Here is a 22,265-nt window from a genome sequence, read left to right on the forward strand (position 1 = left end):
CCCTACGGTCATCCGCAGCCACGTCAGGAAAAGAAACTGAGTCGTACCGCCTTTGCCATTGCCGGCTGAAAGGAAACCCCATGTTCCTGTTGTTTCCCCTCCCGCGTTTGCTTTGAGACTGATCGCCCATCATGGCTAAACGGATCGCACCGACACGGATTGACGCCGATAACTCTTCCGGCAGCTTGCCTGCCGCTTGTACCGATTGGCGCACCGTGAGCAGATTCCATGTCGGCACGGGTCATAGAGAACCCACACCAGATGCCGGATATACGACTGCATGCGCTTTCCAGCTGCCAAACCTATCGTTCAGTTTCCTTGATTTCCGGGGGAGTCCATATATGATGTTTGAGCGAAGCTCCTCTAGTGTGGTTGCCATTAGGCTCCCACGGCCGCGAAAACGGCTTTGATGAACTTCTGATGTTCAGGAACCCGCAGCCCGACATAGTGCTGTGTCGCAGCCCCGGTGTAGCCGCTCAAGCTGGTTTGCAACAGCGTGGTGGTGTCGTTGCCGGTAAAGACGAACAACATATGCGTAACGTCCTTCGGCTTTAACGACTTCTTCAATTGTGCATCGTCGATTGCGTCACGCAGGGCCTTGTCAGCAGGGTCAAGCAGCCGGTCGGCAACAAATCCCATTGAATGAGGTGACGGCAACTCGCCATAGCCAGACAGCGCCTCTCGAGCCTTCGAGACGGTGGCAGCAGACATGGTTGCACCGCTCTTGGACTCTGCCTTGAGTACAGTTAGCTTGCCGGTCACGCGGTTCAAGTTAAAGCCCAACATGTCGTCGCCCCGCATCGACATGTTTCGGTGGTCTTTGAACTGAAGACGTTTGATGCCCAGCGTGAATGGTGTTTTCTCGCGGACGAAAGTGGTGCACAACACCTCGCCGAGATCGCCTGACTTGAGCTGCGCGCTTTCCGGTAGCCGGCTCTGAATCAACTCAGCAACTTCATGCCGCTGCAGGCGAGCGAACATATCCGCCAGCCGGCTCGGTGGCAAAAAATGCCCGGGCACCACATCTGCCACGATGGCGACTGCTGCATCGAATTTAGATGCATCTGCGGTCAGCATCGTGTGGCTATGCGGCGCACTGGACCCAACGACGACCTCCGCGCACCATTCGGCGAACCGCGTCATGCGATAGATCCTCCAACCATCGAATGCCCTTGCACCGGCGTGACTAACAATCGCTATCTCAGCGCGGATGGCCAGTGACGGCGGGCCTCACGCCACTGCGCACGGGGTGCTCAGGGGAACAACAATAACTGGCTACATGATATCCGGATTAAGCGTTGCAGTTCAGATGCAATGCGTATCAGCATGTAGGTAGGCAGAAAGCCGCCCTTTGCGAACGCTAGCTCTTGGTCGGGAGCTGATAAGCGCATCGGCTCACGTTAGCGGACATTTGCGATCAGATCCTCGCGACGTCGACGTACCGCTTTGGCCGAGCAGTTCGCATTCAACATTTGCCCCTAACGGCCGCAGCACTCAGTGAGCTGCAGTTGCTCCGCCGCCCAACAGGTGAAGTGCTGTTCTTAAATGCGCTCAGATTGTACTGGCGACAAGTGTTTCTGGAACGTGATCGAAAAACTCAAATCTCCTGACTTCAAGGTTTTTCGCCAAGCTATGTAACAAAAATCCTGGAGATCATTGTGGCACAACCGTTTGCTATCTCAATCTAAGCTGCGAAAGTCTCAACTTAAGCTGCGGACGAGACCCCCGTGCAAAAAACCTCTTGCATGAACGCGTCGATATAACTAAGATTATCGACATGAAATCCGACTACACCCGTGCTCTCCCTCCTGAATGGCAGCCCATGTCCCGGGTTTTCACGGCCCTGGGGGATGAGCATCGGCAGCGCATCCTGCTCCTGTTCGAGAAGGGGGAGCGGCTCAATGTGGGCCAGATTGCCGAGGTTTCCACCTTGTCCCGCTCCACGGTTTCCCATCACCTGAAAATCCTGCGGGAGGCGGAGGTGCTGGAGTCGGAGAAGGTGGGCAAGGAGGTGTGGTTCTGGATCAACCGCGCCCGGCTGGAACAGACCCTGGGCAACGTGCTCGATTACCTGCGTCAGCACCACTGATTTTTTTTGCGCTTACATAACGAAATTCTTGATCATGACAGGCCTGAAGGCCGTCGCCATTGAAGGGGAAACCATGAAATCCTTGTTACGCATACTGCTCCGGGGGGTGGCCCGGGTCCTGTTCCGGGTCCGGGTGCGCGGCCTGGGGGCCGCGCTGCCGGATGGGCGGTTGCTGGTGGTGGCCAACCACGAGTCCTTCCTGGACGGTCTGCTGCTGGGGCTGTTCCTGCCCATCGAGGACCCGGTGTTCGTGGTGCATACGGGGGTGGTGAAGAATCCCTTCTTCCGCCTGGTGCTGATGCTTTCCGACCATCTGGCGGTGGACCCCGCCAGCCCCATGGCCATGAAGAAGGTGATCCGCCTGCTCGAATCCGGGCGGCGGGTGGTGATCTTCCCTGAAGGGCGGCTGACGCTTACCGGCAGCCTGATGAAGGTGTACGAGGGGCCGGCCTTCGTGGCCGCCAAGACCGGCGCGACCCTGTTGCCGGTGCGCCTGGATGGTCCTTCGCGCAGCTATTTTTCCCGGCTGGCCGATCCCCATCCGCGCCGCCTGCTGCCGCGCATCACCCTGACCGTGTTGCCCACCACCAGCCTGCCCATGCCCGAGGCGGCCACGGCCAAGCTGCGTCGGCGCAAGGCGGGGGAGGAGCTGCGCCGCCTGATGCAGGAAATGCTGTTCGCCTCCCATCCCCAGCAGACCCTCTATTCCAGCCTCTGTGACGCCATGGACATCCACGGCCGGCGGCGCAAGGTGGTGGAGGACATCAAGCAGGTGGAATATTCCTACCAGGATCTGCTCAAGATGACCCTGGTCCTGGGCCGCCTGGTGGGACGCCAGAGCCGGCCGGGGGAGCGGGTGGGGCTGCTGCTGCCCAACCTGGCGCCCACCCTGGGGCTGATCCTGGGCCTGTCCGCCCTGAAGCGGGTGCCGGCCATGCTCAACTACACGGCCGGTACCGATGGCATGCAGGCCGCCTGCACGGCGGCGGAAATCCGCCTCCTGGTGACTTCCCGGGCCTTCGTGGAGCAGGCCAAGCTGGGCGACAAGCTGGCGGCCCTGCAGGGGGTGGAGCTGGTCTACCTGGAGGACCTGCGCGCCCGGGTGACCCTGGCGGACAAGCTCTGGCTCATGACCTGGGCCCTGTGGTTTCCCCGCCGCGTGGAGCACTCCGGCAATCCCGAAGACGCAGCGGTGGTGCTGTTCACCTCCGGTTCCGAAGGCAAGCCCAAGGGGGTGGTGCTGTCGCACCGGGCGCTGCTGGCCAATATCGCCCAGATCCGCGCCGTGGTGGATTTCTCCATCGAGGACAAGGTGCTGAATGCCCTGCCCATCTTCCACTCCTTCGGCCTCACGGCGGGCACCCTGCTGCCGGTGCTGTCGGGAGCCAACCTGTTCCTCTACCCCTCGCCGCTGCACTACCGGGTGATTCCCGAGCTGGCCTACGACCGGGGCTGCACGGTGCTGTTCGGCACCAGCACCTTCCTGGGCAACTATGCCAAGTTTGCCCATCCCTACGATTTCTACCGCCTGCGCTACGTGATCGCCGGGGCCGAAAAGCTCTCCGACACGGTGCGCAACCTCTGGTTCGAGAAGTTCGGCCTGCGCATCTTCGAAGGCTACGGCGCCACCGAGACCGCGCCGGTGCTGGCGGTGAACACGCCCATGGCCTATCGCAGCGGCACCGTGGGGCAGCTGCTGCCGGGGCTGGAGCACCGTCTGCTGCCGGTACCCGGCATCCCGGAAGGGGGCATCCTGCACGTGCGCGGTCCCAACGTCATGAGCGGCTACCTGAAGGCGGACCAGCCCGGGGTGCTGCTGCCGCCCGAGTCGGAAATCGGCGCGGGCTGGTACGAGACTGGCGACGTGGTGACGGTGGATGGGGATGGCTTCCTGCGCATCGTCGGCCGGGTGAAGCGCTTCGCCAAGGTGGCGGGCGAGATGGTCAGCCTGGAAGTGGTGGAAAAGCTGGCCGTGGCCGCGTCGCCTGCCGGCCTGCACGCCGCCTCCAGCCAGCCTGACGCGAGCAAGGGGGAGGCCCTGGTGCTGTTTACCACCGATCCGGCCCTGAACCGGGAGGCCCTGCAGGCCAGCGCCCGGGAGCTGGGCGTGCCGGAGCTGGCCATCCCGCGCAAGATCGTGCGCCTGGAGGCCCTGCCCCTGCTGGGGACCGGCAAGACCGACTACGTCACCCTGAAACGCATGGCCGAGGAGGTCTGAGATGAGCCCGCTACCCGTTTCCCGGCGCCGCTTCCTCCAGGGCCTGGGCATCCTCGCCGCTTCCGGCGTGGCCGGCTGGAGCCTGGCCCGGCCGCGTCTGGTGAACCCCTGCCGCGCGGCCCTGCCCCTGGGCTTGAGCGAAAGTCCCTGGCTCACCGGGGTGTGGCGGGACCTGAATCCTGCCGACGTCTGGGACTGCCATGCCCACCTGGCCGGCACCGGGGACGGAGGCAGCGGCATCCTGGTGGGGCCGCAGCTGTCCACCCCCTTGCGCCCCCTCCAGTACGCCCAGCGCCTCTTCTACATGAACGCCGGCTGCGCCCACGACGCCCCGGGGCGGGTGGATGCCAGCTACGTGGACCGCATGCTCAACCTGGTGGAGGCGATGCCGGCCGGGGTGAAGCTGATGCTGTTCGCCTTCGACCATTTCCATGACGCAGAGGGCCAGCCCCTGCCGGAAATGAGCGCCTTCTACGTGCCCGACGACTACGCCCGGCAACTGGCGGCCGCCCATCCCCAGGCCTTCGAGTGGGTGGCTTCCATCCACCCCTACCGGGCGGATGCGGTGGACCGGCTCGACGCCGCCGTAGCCCAGGGGGCGAAGGCGATCAAATGGCTGCCGGCGGCCCAGAACATGGACCCGGCTTCACCCCGTTGCGATGCCTTCTACGCTGCCCTGGCCCGGCACCGCCTGCCCCTGATCACCCACTGCGGCGAGGAAAAGGCGGTGCAGGGCGCCGATACCCAGCACTACGGCAATCCCCTGCGTCTGCGCCGGGCCCTGGAAGCCGGGGTGCGGGTGGTGGTGGCCCATTGCGCTTCCATGGGGCAGGACGAGGACCTGGACCGGGGCGGCCGGGTGGAAAGCTTCCAGCTCTTTGCACGGCTCATGGACGAGCCCGCCTGGCAGGAACTGCTGGCCGGGGACATTTCCGCCATCACCCTGCGCAACCGGGACCTGGAGGTCATCAAGACCCTGCTTCAGCGCCAGGACTGGCACGGACGGCTCCTGAACGGCTCCGACTATCCCCTGCCCGGCATCCTGCCGCTGATCTCCCCCTCCGCCCTGGCCTCGGGGGGACTGCTGCCGCCTGAAGCGGTGGCGGATCTGGAACTGTTGCGGGAACATAATCCCCTCTATTTCGACCTGGCCCTGAAGCGGGCCCTGTCCTGGCAGGGCCAGGCATTTCCGGCCCGGGTCTTCGCCACCCGACCCCATTTCGAGGCGCAGCGTTCATGAGCGACCCTACCCGCAACAGCGGCGAGCATTCCCAGTTCACCCTGCTGGCCAGCCGCCGCTTCGGCCCCCTGTTCGCCACCCAGTTCTTCGGCGCCTTCAACGACAACGTCTACAAGAATGCCCTGGTGGTGCTGCTCACCTTCCAAGCCGCCTCCTGGACCACCCTGAGCCCGGGGGTGCTGGCTAATCTGGCGGCGGGGCTGTTCATCCTGCCCTTCTTCCTGTTCTCGGCCACCGCCGGGCAACTGGCGGACAAGTTCGACAAGGCCCTGCTGGCCCGGCTCACCAAGCTCCTGGAGATCGTCATCATTCTCCTGGCGGGGCTGGGTTTCGCCCTGGAAAGCCTGGTGCTGCTCCTGGCCGCCCTGTTCCTGCTGGGCTTCCAGTCCACCCTGTTTGGCCCGATCAAGTACGCCATCCTGCCCCAGCACCTGCGTCCCGATGAACTGGTGGGGGGCAATGCCCTGGTGGAAGCTGGGACTTTTGTCTCCATCCTCCTGGGCACCCTGACCGGCGGCCTGCTGGCCGGACTGGAAGGGGGCACCGTGTGGATCACCGGGGTCAGCCTGACGGTGGCCGTGCTCGGTTATCTCACCAGCCGCGGCATTCCCCATGCGCCGGCCCCGGAGCCGGAGCTGCGGGTGAACTTCAACCTGGTGACGGAAAGCTGGCGCTGCATCGGTTACGCCCGGGAAAACCGTTCCGTCCATCTCTCCATCCTGGCCATTTCCTGGTTCTGGCTCTATGGCGCCCTGTTCCTGGCCCAGTTCCCGGCCTACACCAAGTCCGTGCTGGGGGGCGGCGAGGGCATGGTGACCCTGTTGCTGGCGGTGTTTTCCGTCGGCATCGGTGGCGGCTCCCTGCTCTGCGAGAAGCTTTCACGGCATCGGGTGGAAACCGGCCTGGTGCCCCTGGGCGCCCTGGGCATGACCTTGTTCGGCTTGGACCTGGCCTGGGCTTCCCCGAGCCTGGCCCCGGCCGGGGCGCCCCTGCCCCTGCTGCAGTTGCTGCAGGACGGCAACACCTGGCGCCTGCTGGGGGACCTGCTGGCCCTGGGCATCTGCGGCGGCCTCTACTGCGTGCCCCTCTATGCCCTGGTGCAGCAGCGCAGCAACCCGGCTTACCGGGCCCGCATCATCGCCGCCAACAACATCATGAATGCCCTGTTCATGGTGGTCGGGGCCCTGGCGGCAGCGCTCCTGCTCGATCAGGGCGGCACCATCCCCACCCTGTTCCTGGTGGCGGCCCTGGCCAACGGCCTGGTGGCGGCCTACATCTTCACCGTGGTGCCCGAGTTCCTGACGCGGGCCCTGGTCTGGCTGCGCCTGCGCCGGGAGTAGCTCGGGTCCTGGCTGTAGGGAAAAATGGCGCCTCTGGCGCCATTTTTCATGCAGCTCATGTGGCGGAAAAAGGGAAGTGCCGTAGTCCTGTTCCGGGATCGGCGGGACATAAACATATTTCTGTAAAAGGGTTTTTCTGTTTATCATCTTCTCCGGATATAACGTTTTGCTTATGCCGCACCGCGATTACAAGGGCTTTAGCCCAACCGGAGGCTGTTGATGAATCTGAAAACCCGCATTACCGTGGCCATGAGCGTGGTCTTTGCCTTTTTCCTGGTGGCGGCAGGGGTGGCTCTGTTCGGTCTACATACGGCCAAGAACACCTTCATCCAGCACCTGGACGTGGACATGGCCCTGGAGCGGGCCATTGTCGGCATGTACGCCCAGGGGCTGCAGAGCGGCCAGGCCTTGCGCAACATCACCCTGGACCCGGCCAACAAGACCGGCCATGGCAATCTGGCCAAGGCCCTGGAGGAGTTCGACGGCCATTACCAGCAGGCCATGACCCTGGTACAGGCGGGTACCCCCCTGGCTGGAGTGATGGCCGAGGTGCACAAGCTGGCCGAAGAGCGGCGCCAGCTCATGGGGCAGGTGGTGGACATCGCCAAGAGTGGTGATCAGGCGGCGGCAGTGCAGCTGATCAACAGCAAGGAAACCCCTCTGTGGCGGCAGATCCGCACCCAGTTGATGGACCAGATGAAGCTCATGAAGGAGGAGATCGAGCACAGCAAGCAGGAGAGCCTGGCCGCCATCGAGCGTTCCGAGGCTCTGGTGGCCGCGCTGGTGCTCACCAGCCTGGTGCTGGCCGTGGTGCTGCTGGCCCGGGTGCTGGGCACCGTGGGGCAGCAGCTGGGGGCCGATCCCTCCGAGGTGAAGCAGGTGGCGGAACAGGTGGCGGCGGGGAATCTCACCCTGGCGATCCACAACCCCCGCAGCGGCAGCGTCATGGCGGCCATGGGGGCCATGCAGGGGCAGCTTGCTGCCATGGTGGGGCAGATCCGTCAGAATGCGGATTCCCTCCTAGCGGCGGCGGATCTGCTGACCCGCCGGGCCGGGGAGGTGGCGGACCGTTCTTCCAGCCAGAGCGAGGCGGTGTCCGCCGTGGCGGCAGCCATGGAGGAAATGACCGTAGGCATTGCCCAGGTGCGGGACCATTCCGAAGAGGCCCGCAGCCATGCTCAGGAATCCGGCGAGCTGTCGCGCAAGGGTAACGAGGTGGTGGCCCAGGTGGTGCAGGGCATGGGCCGGGTGGCCGCATCGGTGACCGAGTCGGCCCAGGTGATCTCTACCCTGGAGCGGGAATCCGAGAAGATCGCCGCCATCGTCGGGGTGATCAAGGAAATCGCCGACCAGACCAATCTGCTGGCCCTGAACGCGGCCATCGAGGCGGCCCGGGCCGGGGAACAGGGGCGCGGTTTCGCGGTGGTGGCCGACGAGGTCAGGAAGCTGGCCGAGCGTACGGCCCAGTCCACGGTGGAAATCGCGGCCACGGTGGATGTGGTGCGCAACGGCATCCAGCAGGGGGTGGAGCGCATGGAAAGCGGTGTCGGCCTGGTGGGTTCCGAATCCGGCGAAGTGACCCAGGCCGGGGAAACCATTGCCGCCCTGCATGGTTACGCGGAAAAGGTGCTGTATGCGGTCAACGAGATCGGCGAGGCCCTGGGGGAACAGAGCGCCGCCAGCACCGAAATCGCCCAGCGGGTGGAGCTGATCGCCCAGATCAGCGAGCAGAACGCCGCGGCGGTCCAGGAAAGCGCCGGCGCCGCCAAGGACCTGCAGCGCCTGGCCCGCAACCTGAGCGAGACGGTGAACCACTTCCACATCTGAGCCAGGGAGTAAAATGCCGCCCATGAACTGGATGGCATTGAAGAATCGGCTCGACGAGTACGAAAAGCTGATGCGGCTGGACAAGCCCATCGGCACCCTGCTCTTGCTCTGGCCCACCCTCTGGGCCCTGTGGCTGTCGGCGGCGGGCCGGCCCGACTGGGTCTGGGTCTGGGTGTTCGCCCTGGGCACCCTGCTCATGCGCTCCGCCGGCTGCGTCATCAACGACTATGCGGACAAGGACTTCGATCCCCATGTGGAGCGCACCCGGGAGCGGCCCCTGGCGGCGCGCCGGGTCAGTCCCCGGGAGGCCCTGCTGCTGGCGGCGGGGCTGACCCTGGTGTCCTTGCTGCTGATCCTGCCCCTGGCCTCGCCCCTGCTCCTGGCCCTGGCCGTGGTGGCGGCTTTCCTTGCCGCCTCCTATCCCTTCACCAAGCGCTTCTTTGCCATTCCCCAGGCCTACCTGGGGATCGCCTTCGGCTTTGGCATTCCCATGGCCTATGCGGCCCAGCTGGAGCGGGTGCCGCCCGAAGCCTGGGTGCTGCTGCTGGCCAACGTGTTCTGGGCTGTGGCCTATGACACCGAGTACGCCATGGTGGACCGCCCCGACGACTTGACGATCGGCATCAAGACCTCGGCCATCACCTTCGGGCGCTTCGATGTGCTGGCGGTGATGCTCTGCTACGCCGCCGCCTTCGCCCTGATTGCCTGGGTCGGCCTGGGGGCCGGCCTGGGCTGGCCGTTCCTGGCGGGCATGCTGGTGGCTGTGGCCCTGGCCGGCTACCACTACACCCTGATCCGGGAGCGCCAGGGACCGGGCTGCTTCAAGGCTTTCCGGCACAACAACTGGGTCGGGGCCGCCATCTTTGCCGGCATCGCCCTCGATTACCTGCTACGGGGCGTGCGCCCCTTCTGAAGCCCGGGCCCGCTGCCAGGCGAGGAATTCCTCCAGGGGCAGGGGCGGGCTGAACAGGTGGCCCTGGGCCCGTTCGCAGCCCAGCTGCCGCAGGCATTCCAGCACTGCCGGGGTTTCCACCCCTTCTGCCACCACTTCCATGCCCAGCCGGTGGGCCAGTTCGACCACGGCCCGGGTGATTTCCTGTTCCCGGGTGGACTCCGCCAGGGGCAGGATGAAGCGTTGATCCACCTTGATTTCCTGGACCGGCAGATGCTGCAGGTAGCTCATGCCCGCGTAGCCGGTGCCGAAGTCGTCGATGGACAGGCAGATGTCCATGGCCCGCAGCCGGTGCAGGACTTCCAGCACCTCGGCAGACTCCCGCACGGCCACGGTTTCGGTGATTTCCAGGATCAGCTGGGTGGAGGGCAGGCGCCAGGTGGCCAGGGCCTGACCCAGCAGCTCCGGCAGTTCCGGGTCCAGGAGGTCATGGGCGGTGAGGTTGATGGAAATCCGGGTGTCGATGCCGGCCTCCCGGAGCTGGGCCAGGTACAGGGCCGCGTGCTGGAACAGCCAGCGGTTGAAGTCGTGGCGCAGGCCGGCCCGTTCCAGGGCGGCGATGATCTGGGGCGGTTCCACCCAGGCCAGGTCCCGGCGCTGCCAGCGCAGCAGGGCTTCCGCGTGGTGGCAGCTGCCGCTGGCGATATCCACCTGGGGCTGCAGAAACAGCTGCAGCCGGTTTTCCGCCAGGGCTTCCTGCAGCTCCCGGGCCAGGCAGGACTGGTGCGCATCCCCCTGTTCCATGTCCGGGTGGTAGAGCAGGGTGCCGTCGTGGGACTGGCCCGAGTGCAGGGCGGCGATCCGGGCCGACTGGATCAGGTGCTGGGGGTCGTGGCCCTGGTCGGGGCTGAAGGCGGCGCCGCAGGCGATTTCGGCGCCCAGTTCGATGCCGCCGCTCTCCAGGGGCGGCTGCAGCAGGGCCCGCCGCAGCTTGAGCATGGCCAGGGAAACCGGGGCCGGGCTGGGCAGGCGCGGCAGCAGGGCCAGCCATTCCCAGGTGCCCAGGCTGTAGAGCCGGTCCTGGGGGCGCAGGGCGGCGCCCAGGCGGCGGCTGATCTCCTGGCGCAAGGGGGTTTCCGCCTCCAGGGTCAGGCGCAGCAGGGCAGGGTTGGGCAGCAGTTGCAGGAGCACCAGGCCGTGGCATTCGTTCGGCGGTCCCTGGTGCAGGCGGGCCAGGTGGGCCAGGGCCTGACGCAGGCGGGGCAGGCCGGTGCCCGGGTCCGGGTTGGAATGGGGTTCACGCAAGATAGAAGTCCCGGGGATTGATGCCATAGGCGTTTTCAGGCAGGGCCTGCTGGATCCGGTAGTTGTCGCCGGTGGGGGTCAGGGGTTCCATGAGCAGGTCTATGGTGCGGGGGTAGCGTTCCACCGACTTGTCGGCCCCGAGCAGGATCAGCACCCGGGGCTGCAGCCGCCGTACCTGGTTCTGCTGGATCACCACGGCCACTTCGCCGCTGTTGAGTTCCACCAGGGTGCCGATGGGGTAGAGCCCCAGGCACTGGATGAACTGGTCCACGATGGCGGCCCGGAATTTCCGGCCGCGCAGGGTGACGAGCTCGGCCATGGCCCGCTGGTTGGAGACCGGGGGAAGGTAGGGGCGGTCCCGGATCATGGCGCAGTAGGTGTCCATGAGCCCGGCCATCTCCGCCGCCAGACCTATGGTTTCCCCGGCCAGCTGGCGGGGGTAGCCGCTGCCGTCGATGCGTTCGTGGTGGCGGGCGATGATTTCCAGGAATTCCGGGTCCAGGCCCGGCTGGCTGAACATGATCTCCAGGGAACTGGCCACATGGGACTGGACCAGGTGGTATTCCTCCGGGGTCAGGGGATCGGGTTTGCGCAGCAGTTCCGGGGGCAGGTGGGTCTTGCCCACATCCTGCATCAGGCCGGCCATGCCCAGGCACTCCACCTGCTGGTTGGGCAGGCTCAGGAAGCGGGCAAACACCATCAGGTGCACCGACACATCCAGGGCGTGGTCGTAGCTGTAGTTGTCGGTGCCTTTCAGGCGGGTGAGCCAGAGGATGGCTTCCGGATTGCGGGCCACCCCTTCGGCTACCTGGCGCACCTGTTCGCCCAGATGGGCCAGGTCCAGGGGCCGTTCGCTGCGGATGCACTCGCTCAGGGCGGCCAGGCTGGCCTGGATATCCTCGATGATGGGGGCCGAGTACAGTAGCTCCTCTTCCAGCTGGCTGCGTTTTTGCTCCGGGTGCACCCGGGGCGGCCGGGCCGGGCGCTTGCCCTGGACCTGGCGGATGCGGCGCACCACCTCGACGAAATCCAGCGGCGGCTCGGCCCTGCGTAAATGGGGATGCACCTCGTGGCGGCGGGCGGCGAAAAAGTCGCCCACCGAGTGGGCCGGGTCCACCTGCACGGTCTCGCACAGGGCCGCGAGCTGGTCGAGCTGCTCCTGGGTCTCGATCAGGAAGCCCTGCAGCAGGAAGGGCGTGCCGAGCCAGGGGCGGTCAAGCTCGCTGACGTACATGCCGATCTGCAGTTCGGAGGTGGGAATGGTGTTCATGGAGTGCCTGTTTCCATCGGCATAGTTTAGTCCGTTTGGCTGCTGGCGTCGCCGCCCTTATGGCTTTGGTCATTGCAAAAGCAGGGCGCTTGGGGCATCGTTGCCCGCTTCTGGAAGGAGCACGTCATGCAATACCGCGATCTGCGCGACTTCATCGCGCAACTGGAACAACAGGGGGAACTGAAGCGCATCGGCGTGGCCGTGAGTCCCCGCCTGGAAATGACCGAGATCGCCGACCGGGTGCTGCGCGCCGGAGGACCGGCGCTGCTCTTCGAGCAACCCACCGGGCATGAAGTTCCCGTGCTGGCCAATCTCTTTGGCACGCCCGAGCGGGTCGCCATGGGCATGGGAGCCGGCGGTGAGCGGGGCGAGGGCTGGCAGACCGCCCTGCGGGAAGTGGGCCGTACCCTCTCCTACCTCAAGGAGCCGGAGCCGCCCCGGGGCTTGAAGGAGGCCTGGGACAAGCTGCCGCTCCTGAAGCAGGTGCTGTCCATGGCGCCGAAAAAGGTGTCTTCCGCCCCCTGCCAGGAGGTGGTGTGGGAAGGCAAGGACGTGGATCTCACCCGCCTGCCCATCCAGCACTGCTGGCCCGGGGACGTGGCGCCCCTGATCACCTGGGGCCTGACCGTCACCCGCGGACCCTACAAGAAGCGCCAGAACCTGGGCATCTACCGGCAGCAGCTGCTGGGGCCCAACAAGGTGATCATGCGCTGGCTCGCCCACCGGGGCGGCGCCCTGGATTACCGGGACCACTGCCAGGCGAATCCGGGCCAGCCCTTCCCGGTGGCGGTGGTGCTGGGCTGCGACCCGGCCACCATCCTCGGAGCGGTGACGCCGGTGCCCGACACCCTCTCCGAATACCAGTTTGCCGGCCTCCTGCGCGGCTCCCGCACCGAGCTGACCCAGTGCCTGGGTAACGAGCTCCAGGTGCCGTCCCGGGCCGAGATCGTCCTGGAGGGGGTGATCCATCCCGGCGAGACGGCCCTGGAGGGGCCCTATGGGGACCACACCGGCTATTACAACGAACAGGCGGAATTCCCGGTGTTCACCGTGGAGCGCATGACCATGCGCCGGAATCCCATCTACCACTCCACCTATACCGGCAAGCCCCCCGATGAGCCAGCCATGCTCGGCGTCGCCCTGAACGAGGTGTTCGTGCCGCTCCTGCAGAAGCAGTACCCGGAGATCACCGACTTCTACCTGCCGCCGGAAGGCTGCTCCTACCGGATGGCCATCGTCAGCATCAAAAAGCAGTACCCGGGCCACGCCAAGCGGGTGATGTTCGGTATCTGGAGCTTCCTGCGCCAGTTCATGTACACCAAGTTCATCATCGTGGTGGATGAGGACGTGAACATCCGTGACTGGAAGGAAGTGATCTGGGCCCTCACCACCCGCATGGACGCCACCCGGGACACTACCCTGGTGGACAACACACCCATCGATTACCTGGATTTCGCCAGCCCGGTGGCGGGCCTGGGCTCCAAGATGGGCCTGGACGCCACCAACAAGTGGCCTGGGGAAACCAGCCGGGAATGGGGCACCCCCATCGCCATGGACGCCGCCGTCAGGCAAAAGGTGGATGCCCTGTGGGGCGAACTGGGGTTGTAAGGCTTACTTGAGATTGCTGGCGTTGAGTAGGACCGCCTGGTTGCCCACGAAGTTGGCGGTGACCAGGCTTTCGCCCTGGCTCCAGCTGCAGCTCTTGATGCCCAGGGTCTCGTCGCATTTGTCCGGGCTGCCGATGATGGCGCTCACTTCCTCGAAACTCATGCCCACCTTGAGCTTGTCGTAATTGGCCAGGGTCAGTTTGCTGCAGGCGGCGAGGAACAGCAGGCTGGCGAAGAGGGCGATCAGGCGCATGGGATGTCTCCGGGATGAAGGAGGGCCAGCATAACCGAAGCCCCGCCAGGGCGGGAATGCCGATGCAGGACGGGTAGCCGGGCCGGCTCTGGGTATAATCCGCCGGCATCCTGCCATCCCCCCATGCCGACCATGCTCACAATCTATCAACTCAAGCCGGCCTTCCAGGGATTGCTGCGCCCCCTGGTGGCCCGTTTGGCCGCCCTGGGGGTCACGGCCAATGCCGTCACCCTGCTGGCCATGCTGCTTTCCCTGGCCCTGGGGGCCGGGCTGTTCCTGGCCGGACCCGCCTGGCCGGGCGCCTTCCTGCTGCTGCCCCTGTGGATGTTCCTGCGCATGGCCCTGAACGCCATCGACGGCATGCTGGCCCGGGAATTCGGCCAGAAGACGCCCCTGGGGGCCTATCTGAACGAGCTTTCCGATGTGGTGGCCGATGCCGCCCTGTACCTGCCCTTCGTCCTGGTGGCGCCATTTGGCTGGGCCAGCATCGGCAGCGTCATCTTCCTCGCCCTGCTCTCCGAGATGACCGGCGCCCTGGGGCCCATGGTGGGGGCGCCGCGCCAGTACGACGGCCCCGTGGGCAAGAGCGACCGGGCCTTCCTGTTCGGGGCCCTGGGGCTCTGGCTGGGACTGGCCGGCAGCCTGCCGGACTGGACCTTCTGGCTGATGCCGGCCGCCTGCGCCGGGATGCTCCTCAACATCCGCAACCGCCTGCGCAGCGGCCTGGCGGCCAGCGGGGGCCGCTGAACATGGCGCCCCGCCTGCTCGATGCCTGGGTCGGTGCCCTGCTATGCGGCTTTGCCAAGCTGCTCACCGGGGTCCGGGCCCTGTGGCTGGGCTGCCGTCCAGACCTGCGGCCCCGGGTGTATTTCGCCAACCATCGCAGTCACGGGGATTTCCTGCTCATCTGGGCCAGCCTGCCGCCCGCCCTGCGGGCCCGCACCCGGCCCGTGGCCGGGGCCGATTACTGGCTCCAGGGCCCCCTGCGCCGTTATCTGATCGAGGCGGTGTTCCGGGGCGTGCTGATCAACCGCAAGGTGAGCCGCCACGCCGACCCCATCGCCTGCATGGCGGCCCCCCTGGCGGCGGGGGAGTCCCTGATCCTGTTTCCCGAGGGAACCCGCAACCTGGGAGATGGCCTGCTGCCCTTCAAGAGCGGCATGCACCACCTGGCCGAGGCCCAGCCCCAGGTGGAGTTCGTCCCGGTGTGGATAGAAAACCTGGGCCGGGCTATGCCCAAGGGCAGCCTGGTGCCCATCCCTCTGCTGTGCACCTTGAGTTTCGGGGCGCCCCTGGTGCTGCAGCCCGGGGAGGGCCGTGCCGATTTCCTGCAACGCTGCAGCGCTGCCCTGCTGAGCCTTGCGCCGCCGAGCGACTGAGCCATGCCCGATCCCCAGACCACCCTGCTGCTGATCTTCGCCGGTGTTGCCGGTCTCCTGACCCTGGCCAGCGCCATCGGCGCCTGGCTGCACTGGCGCCAGCCCGCCGGCCAGCCCAGTCCGGGCATCGCCAACCTCAATGCCCGCATCAAGGCCTGGTGGGGCATGGTGGCCCTGCTGGGCCTGGCCTTCTGGGCCGGCAAGACCGGGGTGATCCTGCTGTTTGCCTTCATCTCCTTCCAGGCCCTGCGGGAATTCATCTCGGTCACCTACACCCGGCGCGGCGACCACCGGGCCCTGGTGTGGAGCTTCTTCCTCTTCCTGCCGCTCCAGTATTTCCTGATCGGTATCGACTGGTATGGCCTGTTCAGCATTCTGATTCCGGTCTATGCCTTCCTGCTGCTGCCCATCTCCTCCACCCTGGGGGCCGATACCACCCGCTTCCTGGAGCGGGCCGCCAAGGTCCAGTGGGGGCTGATGATCTGCGTCTACTGCCTGTCCCATGTGCCGGCCCTGCTGACCCTGCAGATTCCCGGTTTCGAGGGGCGCAACCTGCAGCTGATCGTGTTCCTGGTGCTCACCGTCCAGTCCAGCGACGTGTTCCAGTATGTCTGGGGCAAGCTCCTGGGGCGGCACAAGCTGGCGCCGGAAATTTCCCCCTCCAAGACCCTGGAGGGGCTGGTGGGCGGGGTGCTGACCTCCACGGCCGTGGGTGCCGCCCTGTGGTGGATCACCCCCTTCGCCCCCTGGCAGGCGGCCCTGCTGGCCTTGACCATCAACATCCTCGGCTTCTTCGGCGGCTTCGTGCTCTCCGCCATCAAGCGGGACCGGGGGCTGAAGGACTGGGGCAGCATGATCGAGGGGCACGGGGGCATGCTCGACCGGGTGGATTCCATCGCCTTCTCGGCCCCCATCTTTTTCCATCTGGTGCGCTTCTGGTGGGTGCCCTGAGTAGAATGGGGCCTCCCTGAATCCATCTGGAGGCCCGAACCATGCCGGACTACCCCGTTTCCAGCAGCGATCCCCTGGAGGGCGCCCGCACCTGGGCCCACATCATGTACGGGCTGCATGCCTTTTCCGCCCTGAGCGGCGTGCTCTCTTCGGCCACCATCGTCGGGGCCTTCCTGTTTGGCTGGCCTTCCATCATCGCGGTCATCCTCAACTACATCAAACGGGGCGAGGTACGCGACACCTGGCTCGACAGCCATTACCGCTGGCAGCTGCGCACCTTCTGGTTCGCCCTGTTCTGGGTGCTCCTGGCGGGGCTCATGGCGCTCACCATCATCGGCATTCCGGCGGCCTTCCTGGTGATCCTGGTGGCGGGGGTCTGGGTCCTGTACCGGGTGATCCGGGGCTGGATGGCCCTGGTGGACCGCAAGCCCCTGCCGGTGCCGGCGCCCTGAGGCCGGGTTCTCTGGTCTTTCGCCACTGAAATGCAGCTGCCGCCCCTGAGCGAAGGGCGCCTGGTGCGCCGCTACCAACGCTTTCTGGCCGACGTGGAGCTGGCTGACGGGCGGCTGGTGACGGCCCATTGTCCCAATACCGGCTCCATGCTCGGCTGCAAGCGTCCGGGCAGCCGGGTGTGGCTGTCCGCCAGCGACAATCCCCGGCGCAAGCTGGCCTGGACCTGGGAGCTGGTGGAAGCAGGCCTGGCCGATGGAGCCGGCCGGGAAGGGGTGCTGGTGGGGCTGCACACGGGGCGCAGCAATGCCCTGGTGCGGGAAGCCATCGAGGCGGGCCGCTTGCCGGGGCTGGCGGGCTACGAGGAAATCCGGCCGGAGGTGAAGTATGGGCAGAGCTCCCGCATCGACCTGCTGCTCACCGGGGCGGGGCTGCCGCCCTGCTACGTGGAGGTGAAAAACGTCACGGCGGCGGTGGCCGGCGGGGGGGGGTATTTTCCTGATGCGGTGACTGCACGGGGCGCCCGGCACCTGGAGGAAATGGCGGCCATGGTGGCCCAGGGCGCCCGGGCCCTGCTGGTGTTCTGCGTCCAGCGCGATGATGTGTGCGAAGTGCGACCGGCGGACCACATCGACCCGGTCTATGGTGCGACCCTGCGCCAGGCCCTGGCCCGGGGGGTGCAGGTGGCAGCCCTGGGGGCCCGGGTGACACCGGCGGCCATCACCCTGGAGCGCTTCCTGCCAGTCTCCTGCTGAAAGGCTGCAGAAAGGCTGGTGAGGGGCTCACACAGGGTTTCGCTTAACGTTTATCCTACGGAAATACATTGTTCCGGAGTTCGTACCCGTGACCTCCCTGCTGCCCAAACAGAACATCCTGATCGTCGACGACACCCCGGACAATCTGGAACTGCTGGCCCAGATCCTCAAGGATGAATACCGGGTCCGGGTTGCCGCCAGTGGCGAGAAGGCCCTGCAGATCGTCTGCTCCCCCGAGCCCCCGGACCTGATCCTGCTCGACATCATGATGCCCGGCATGAGCGGCCTGGAAGTCTGTCGCCGCCTCAAGGCCAACCCCGACCGGCGCCGCATCCCGGTGATCTTCGTCACCGCCATGGACGGCGAATCGGACGAGGAGCTGGGGCTGGAGCTGGGGGCCGTCGATTACATCACCAAGCCCATCAGCCCGCCCATCGTCCGGGCCCGGGTGCGCACGCACCTGGCCCTTTACGACCAGTCCCGGGAGTTGGAGCGCATGGTGCGCCAGCGCACCCGGGAGCTGCAGGTGACCCGGCGCCAGATCATCCGCCGCCTGGGGCGGGCCGCCGAATTCAAGGACAACGAGACGGGCAACCATGTGCTGCGCATGAGCCACTATGCGCGGCTGATTGCCGAGGCCTACGGCCTGGGGCCCGAGGCGGCGGACATCATCCTCAACACCGCACCCATGCACGACATCGGCAAGATCGGCATTCCCGACACCATCCTCTTGAAGCCGGGCAAGCTGGACGAGGCGGACTGGCGCGTCATGCGCCAGCATCCGGTGATGGGTGCGGAAATCATCGGCAAGCACGAGAACGAGCTGCTCGAGACCGCCCGGGTGATCGCCCTGTCCCACCATGAAAAATGGGATGGCAGCGGCTATCCCTACGGGCTGGCCGGGGAGGCGATCCCCCTGGAGGGGCGCATCGTGGCCATTGCCGACGTGTTCGATGCCCTGGTTTCGGAACGGCCCTACAAGAAAGCCTATTCCGTCCAGGACTCCCTTGCCTTCATGGACGGCCAGGCCGGCCGCCACTTCGATCCGGAGCTGCTGCAGGCCTTCCGTCAGGCCCTGCCGGAAGTGCTGCGCATCCGCGACATCTACGCCGACGAGCGGGGCGCCCTCACCGACCTGGAGGAAGCGGGCAAAGAGGAGAGCTAGCCCCCCTGGCGCTGGGCGACCCAAAGCAGCAGGGCATCCATGGCCTCCTGGCCGGCCCCGGCCCGGGGGTGGTTGATCAGGAAAGTCACCGCGTAGCGCTGGCCCCGGGCGTCCAGGGCATAGCCGGCGGCGCTCTTCACCCCGTCCAGGGTACCGGTCTTGATGTGGGCCCGGCCCGTGGCGGCCGTGTCGTTCAGGCGTTTCTTCATGGTGCCGTCCAGGCCGGTGATGGGCAGGGAGGCGATCAGCTCCGGCATCACCGGGCTTTGCCAGGCGGATACCAGCAGCTGGTTCAGGCTGGCGGCGCTGATCCGCTCCCGGCGGGAAAGGCCGGAGCCGTTTTCCAGCACCAGTTCCGGGAAGGCCAGCTGCTTCGTCCGCAGCCATTCACGCAGCCGCAGGGCAGCCTTTTCCTCTGTGGCGCCGCTGCCATCCCCGTTGCCCAGGGCCAGGAACAGCTGGCGGGCCATGACATTGTTGCTCCACTTGTTCACGTCCCGGACCATGTCGGCCACCGGAGGCGATTCCTGGCTGGCCAGCAGCCGGGCCTCGGGGGGCAGGACGCCGCTGCGGACCCGGCCCTTGAAGCTGCCGCCCAGCTCCCGCCACAGGGCCCGGAACAGGCCTTCCACATGGCTGTCGGCGCTCAGGGGGGCCAGGTACAGGGATTTCTCCCCGCAGCTCACCGGATAGGGGCCGCTGATTTCCAGCCGCCCGGGGCTGTGGCGCACTTCCAGCCGGTCCCGCCAGCCGTTGCAGGGGCCGTTGCCGGCCGTGAGGCGGGCGTCCACCTGCAGGCCTTCGCTGGGCGTCTCGCTCCACAGCCGCACCCCGTTGCCTTCGGGTTTCAGGGTGAAGCGCAGGGCGCGGAAATCCACCAGCAGCCCGTCGGGGCCCACGTTGTAGGCGCGCATGGGCTTGTTGTCGAAGGCCCCCGGGTCCAGGGCCGGGACGTTGAAGACCGAACGGTCCAGGATCAAGTCCCCGTCGATCTGGCGTATGCCGCGCACCTGCAATTGGCGCAGCAGGGCCCAGAAGCTTTCCAGGGCGAATTTCGGATCGCCGCTGCCCTTCAGGTAGAGGGGGCCGGGCAGGCGGCCGTCGGCGCCGGGTTCGACGCTGGCCCAGGCGCCGGTCTGCCAGGTGGCGGCGGGGCCCAGCAATTCCAGGGCGGCATAGGTGGTGACGAGCTTCATCACCGAGGCGGGATTCATCGGGGCCTGGGCGTTGTGACGCACCAGGGGCGGTCCGGTGTTGTCCAGGGGCTGTACCACCACGGCCACGGACTGGAGGGGAATCTGGGCGGTAGCCAGGGCTTGCGTGACGCTGGCAGGGAGGGCCTGGGCCAGCAGGGAGCCGGCCCAGCAGAACAGGGCGGCTCCCAGGAGGGAGCGGAGCATCAGCGTTTGTAGAGTTGGAAGCGGGCGATCAGGGTATCCAGACGGCCGGCCGTCTGCAAGAGTTCATCGGCAGCGCTCTTGGCTTCCCGGGCGGAACTGGTGTTCTGCTCGATCAGGTCGGTGATGTGTTCCATGTTGCTGGCCACCTCCTGGCTGGCGATGTTCTGCTGCTGGGCCGCGTCGGAAATCTGCTGGGCCATGCCCGAGACCTGCTGGCTGGCGCTGGTGATGCCTTCCAGGCCGGAAACGCTTTCGCGCAACATGCCGACGCCGGTATCCACCTCCTGGGCGGCCTGTTCCATGCCGGTCACGGCGGTCTGGGTCACCGCCTGGATTTCATTGACCATGGTGGAGATGTCGGTGGTGGAGCTGGTGGTCCGTTCCGCCAGTTTCCTGACCTCGTCGGCCACCACCGCAAAGCCCCGGCCCTGCTCCCCGGCCCGGGCCGCCTCGATGGCGGCGTTCAAGGCGAGCAGGTTGGTCTGGCTGGCGATTTCCTGAATCACCCGGGTGATGTCGCCGATTTTCTGGATCGAGTCGCTCAGTTCATGGATGGTGGAGCTGGAAGCCTGCACCGATTCCACCACCTTGCTGGTGGCGACCATGCTCTGGTTGATCTTGCCGTTGCTGTCTTCCACCAGGTCCTGGGAGTTGCGCGCGGCGGTGGCGGTTTCCTCGGCATTGCTGGCCACCTCGGCCACCGACTGGCTGAATTCCTCGGTGGCGGCGGCGACGCTCTGGACCGCGTCCTGCTGCTGCATGGACTGTTCCGCCACCTGGGCCATGTGGCCTTCCAGCTGCCGGCTGCGGCTCTCGATGTCCCGGGACACGGCGCTGATCTCGTCCATCATCGCCTTCAGGTGGGCCTGCATGGCCCCCAGGTTGCAGAGCAGGATGCCCGTTTCATCCCGGCCGGAGACGTCGATGTCTTCGGTGAGCTTGCCCTCGGCGATCTGTTCGAAGTGGTTCAGGGCCTTGCGCAGGGGCACGACGATGGCCTGGATCAGCAGGTAGCCGCCCAGGGTTGCCAGCAGCAGGGCCCCCAGGGTGCCGGCCACGGCCAGGGTCAGTACCCGGGTGTAACTGGTTTCGGCATCGTCATAGCGCTGGGTGGCGGCTCGGGCCAGGGACTGGATCAGGGCGTCCCCGTCCTTCTGCATCTGGGCATAGAGCGGGTTGATCTGGAGCAGCAGGATCTCGTTGGCCTTCAGGTACTGGCCTGCCGCCAGGGCTTCCCGGGCCAGGTTCACCCCCTCCTTGGAGAAGCGCTCCCGGGAGGCGCCGAACTTGTCGAACAGGGCCTGCTGCTCGGCGCTCATGGGGATGCCCTTGAGCTCGTCCAGCAAGGAGTTGATTTCCTGGCGGTTCTTCAGGGTGTTGTCGATGTGCAGGGCCAGGGGGTGGTCGTGGAGCTTGGAGTTGGGGTTGCCCGGATCGTGCTGCAGGCCGAGCATGACCTGGGAGCGGTTGTCCCCGAGCAGGAACATGATCCGGTTGATCTTGTTGGAGGGCGTCAGCTCGTGCTGGTAGAGGTACTTCAGTTCCTTGTTGACATGGGAGATGCCTCCCAGGCCGATGAAGCTGCCGATCAGCAGCATCACCATCAGGGTCGCCAGCATCGCCCACAGCCGGGCGCGCAGGGAAAGCCGGCCGAACCAGCCGCCCCGGGCCGTATGCAGGGGGGCGCCGCTGGCCTTGAGGCGGGCGTACAGGGCTTCGGCCTCCTGGATGCGGCCGGCGCTCACCGGGGTGCGCACGGACATGTAGCCGGTGGTCTGGCCATTCTGCTTGACCGGCACCACCAGGGCTTCGACCCAGTAATGGTCGCCATTCTTGCAGCGGTTCTTCACCAGGCCCCGCCAGGGCAATCCCGATTTCACCGTGTGCCACAGGTCGGCAAAGGCCTGGGGCGGCATGTCTGGATGGCGCACGATGTTGTGGCTCTGGCCCAGCAATTCGGTGCGGGAAAAGCCGCTGATCTCTTCGAAGGCGTCATTCACATAGGTGATGACACCCTTCAGGTCGGTGCGGGATACCAGGTAGGTACTGGCGGGGAAGGGGACTTCGCGCTGGGTGACCGGAAGATTGGTTTTCATGCTGTTGCACCAGAAGAAGGCCGATACT

The 22,265-nt window shown here is 66.1% G+C and carries 20 protein-coding genes; 13 read left to right on the plus strand and 7 right to left on the minus strand.

The features are described from left to right. Positions 1 to 214, minus strand: a 214-nt coding sequence (locus G474_RS23970; RefSeq protein ID WP_211228074.1) for a hypothetical protein, incomplete at its 3' end; no start/stop codon positions are given. 164 nt (positions 215 to 378) lie between these two features. Continuing rightward, entirely contained in the window at positions 379 to 1,143 is a 765-nt protein-coding gene (locus G474_RS0116350; RefSeq protein ID WP_026687904.1) for a Hachiman antiphage defense system protein HamA, read from the minus strand. A gap of 634 nt (positions 1,144 to 1,777) precedes the next feature. Here G474_RS0116350 and G474_RS0116355 point away from each other — a divergent pair. From G474_RS0116355 to ubiA, 6 genes are all read left to right on the plus strand, one after another. Next, positions 1,778 to 2,089 (plus strand): ArsR/SmtB family transcription factor, encoded by a 312-nt coding sequence (locus G474_RS0116355; protein WP_026687905.1) that lies wholly within the window; start codon positions 1,778 to 1,780, stop codon positions 2,087 to 2,089. A 34-nt stretch (positions 2,090 to 2,123) separates the two neighbouring features. Continuing rightward, positions 2,124 to 4,307, plus strand: coding sequence for a bifunctional acyl-ACP--phospholipid O-acyltransferase/long-chain-fatty-acid--ACP ligase (gene aas / locus G474_RS0116360; RefSeq protein WP_245589388.1), 2,184 nt, complete (start codon positions 2,124 to 2,126; stop codon positions 4,305 to 4,307). A 1-nt stretch (position 4,308) separates the two neighbouring features. Further along, on the plus strand, positions 4,309 to 5,547 hold the full coding sequence (locus G474_RS0116365) for an amidohydrolase family protein (RefSeq protein ID WP_026687907.1): 1,239 nt from the start codon (positions 4,309 to 4,311) through the stop codon (positions 5,545 to 5,547). After that, complete coding sequence (locus G474_RS21290; protein WP_051282375.1) at positions 5,544 to 6,887, plus strand: MFS transporter; 1,344 nt, start codon at positions 5,544 to 5,546, stop codon at positions 6,885 to 6,887. Before G474_RS0116365 ends, G474_RS21290 begins: the two co-directional genes overlap by 4 nt. Positions 6,888 to 7,106: 219 nt before the next feature. Continuing rightward, positions 7,107 to 8,714 (plus strand): methyl-accepting chemotaxis protein, encoded by a 1,608-nt coding sequence (locus tag G474_RS0116375; RefSeq protein ID WP_043464937.1) that lies wholly within the window; start codon positions 7,107 to 7,109, stop codon positions 8,712 to 8,714. 31 nt (positions 8,715 to 8,745) lie between these two features. After that, positions 8,746 to 9,627: a 4-hydroxybenzoate octaprenyltransferase gene (gene ubiA / locus G474_RS0116380; protein WP_026687909.1), complete on the plus strand. Its 882-nt coding sequence runs from the start codon at positions 8,746 to 8,748 to the stop codon at positions 9,625 to 9,627. Here the strand turns inward: ubiA and G474_RS21295 are convergent. Together G474_RS21295 and G474_RS0116390 are read right to left on the minus strand one after the other, a co-directional pair. Continuing rightward, positions 9,604 to 10,911: a GGDEF domain-containing phosphodiesterase gene (locus G474_RS21295; RefSeq protein WP_051282376.1), complete on the minus strand. Its 1,308-nt coding sequence runs from the start codon at positions 10,909 to 10,911 to the stop codon at positions 9,604 to 9,606. The genes ubiA and G474_RS21295 overlap by 24 nt on opposite strands. After that, on the minus strand, positions 10,904 to 12,181 hold the full coding sequence (locus G474_RS0116390; protein ID WP_026687910.1) for a cyclic di-GMP phosphodiesterase: 1,278 nt from the start codon (positions 12,179 to 12,181) through the stop codon (positions 10,904 to 10,906). The genes G474_RS21295 and G474_RS0116390 overlap by 8 nt, the downstream gene beginning before the upstream one ends. Positions 12,182 to 12,307: 126 nt before the next feature. Here G474_RS0116390 and ubiD point away from each other — a divergent pair, with 126 nt between their 5' ends. Further along, the gene (gene ubiD / locus G474_RS0116395) at positions 12,308 to 13,789 is read left to right on the plus strand and encodes a 4-hydroxy-3-polyprenylbenzoate decarboxylase (protein WP_026687911.1); all 1,482 of its coding nucleotides are present in this window, start codon (positions 12,308 to 12,310) and stop codon (positions 13,787 to 13,789) included. A gap of 3 nt (positions 13,790 to 13,792) precedes the next feature. Here the strand turns inward: ubiD and G474_RS0116400 are convergent, their stop codons facing one another. Continuing rightward, positions 13,793 to 14,041: a hypothetical protein gene (locus tag G474_RS0116400; protein ID WP_026687912.1), complete on the minus strand. Its 249-nt coding sequence runs from the start codon at positions 14,039 to 14,041 to the stop codon at positions 13,793 to 13,795. Positions 14,042 to 14,173: 132 nt separating this feature from the next. On the opposite strand from G474_RS0116400, the gene G474_RS0116405 reads away from it, so the two are divergent. The 6 genes from G474_RS0116405 (at position 14,174) to G474_RS0116430 (ending at position 18,741) form a co-directional block, all read left to right on the plus strand. Further along, positions 14,174 to 14,788 carry a CDP-alcohol phosphatidyltransferase family protein gene (locus G474_RS0116405; RefSeq protein WP_026687913.1) on the plus strand — a complete coding sequence of 205 codons (615 nt, stop codon included), beginning with the start codon at positions 14,174 to 14,176 and terminating at the stop codon, positions 14,786 to 14,788. A 2-nt stretch (positions 14,789 to 14,790) separates the two neighbouring features. Continuing rightward, positions 14,791 to 15,420, plus strand: a complete 630-nt coding sequence (locus tag G474_RS0116410; RefSeq protein ID WP_051282377.1) for a lysophospholipid acyltransferase family protein — start codon at positions 14,791 to 14,793, stop codon at positions 15,418 to 15,420. A gap of 3 nt (positions 15,421 to 15,423) precedes the next feature. Next, entirely contained in the window at positions 15,424 to 16,371 is a 948-nt protein-coding gene (locus G474_RS0116415; protein WP_026687915.1) for a phosphatidate cytidylyltransferase, read from the plus strand. 41 nt (positions 16,372 to 16,412) lie between these two features. Continuing rightward, on the plus strand, positions 16,413 to 16,823 hold the full coding sequence (locus G474_RS0116420) for a DUF4870 family protein (RefSeq protein ID WP_026687916.1): 411 nt from the start codon (positions 16,413 to 16,415) through the stop codon (positions 16,821 to 16,823). Positions 16,824 to 16,853: 30 nt separating this feature from the next. Next, positions 16,854 to 17,576, plus strand: a complete 723-nt coding sequence (gene sfsA, locus G474_RS0116425) for a DNA/RNA nuclease SfsA (protein ID WP_026687917.1) — start codon at positions 16,854 to 16,856, stop codon at positions 17,574 to 17,576. A gap of 88 nt (positions 17,577 to 17,664) precedes the next feature. Beyond that, positions 17,665 to 18,741: an HD-GYP domain-containing protein gene (locus tag G474_RS0116430; protein WP_084513814.1), complete on the plus strand. Its 1,077-nt coding sequence runs from the start codon at positions 17,665 to 17,667 to the stop codon at positions 18,739 to 18,741. On the opposite strand, the gene dacB is transcribed toward G474_RS0116430, so the two are convergent. Beyond that, positions 18,738 to 20,141 carry a D-alanyl-D-alanine carboxypeptidase/D-alanyl-D-alanine endopeptidase gene (dacB, locus tag G474_RS21300; RefSeq protein ID WP_043464940.1) on the minus strand — a complete coding sequence of 468 codons (1,404 nt, stop codon included), beginning with the start codon at positions 20,139 to 20,141 and terminating at the stop codon, positions 18,738 to 18,740. The genes G474_RS0116430 and dacB overlap by 4 nt on opposite strands. Then, on the minus strand, positions 20,141 to 22,237 hold the full coding sequence (locus G474_RS21305) for a methyl-accepting chemotaxis protein (protein WP_051282378.1): 2,097 nt from the start codon (positions 22,235 to 22,237) through the stop codon (positions 20,141 to 20,143). The genes dacB and G474_RS21305 overlap by 1 nt, the downstream gene beginning before the upstream one ends. Positions 22,238 to 22,265: the final 28 nt, after the last annotated feature.

This window comes from Azovibrio restrictus DSM 23866, from assembly GCF_000429665.1.
Lineage (GTDB): Bacteria > Pseudomonadota > Gammaproteobacteria > Burkholderiales > Rhodocyclaceae > Azovibrio > Azovibrio restrictus.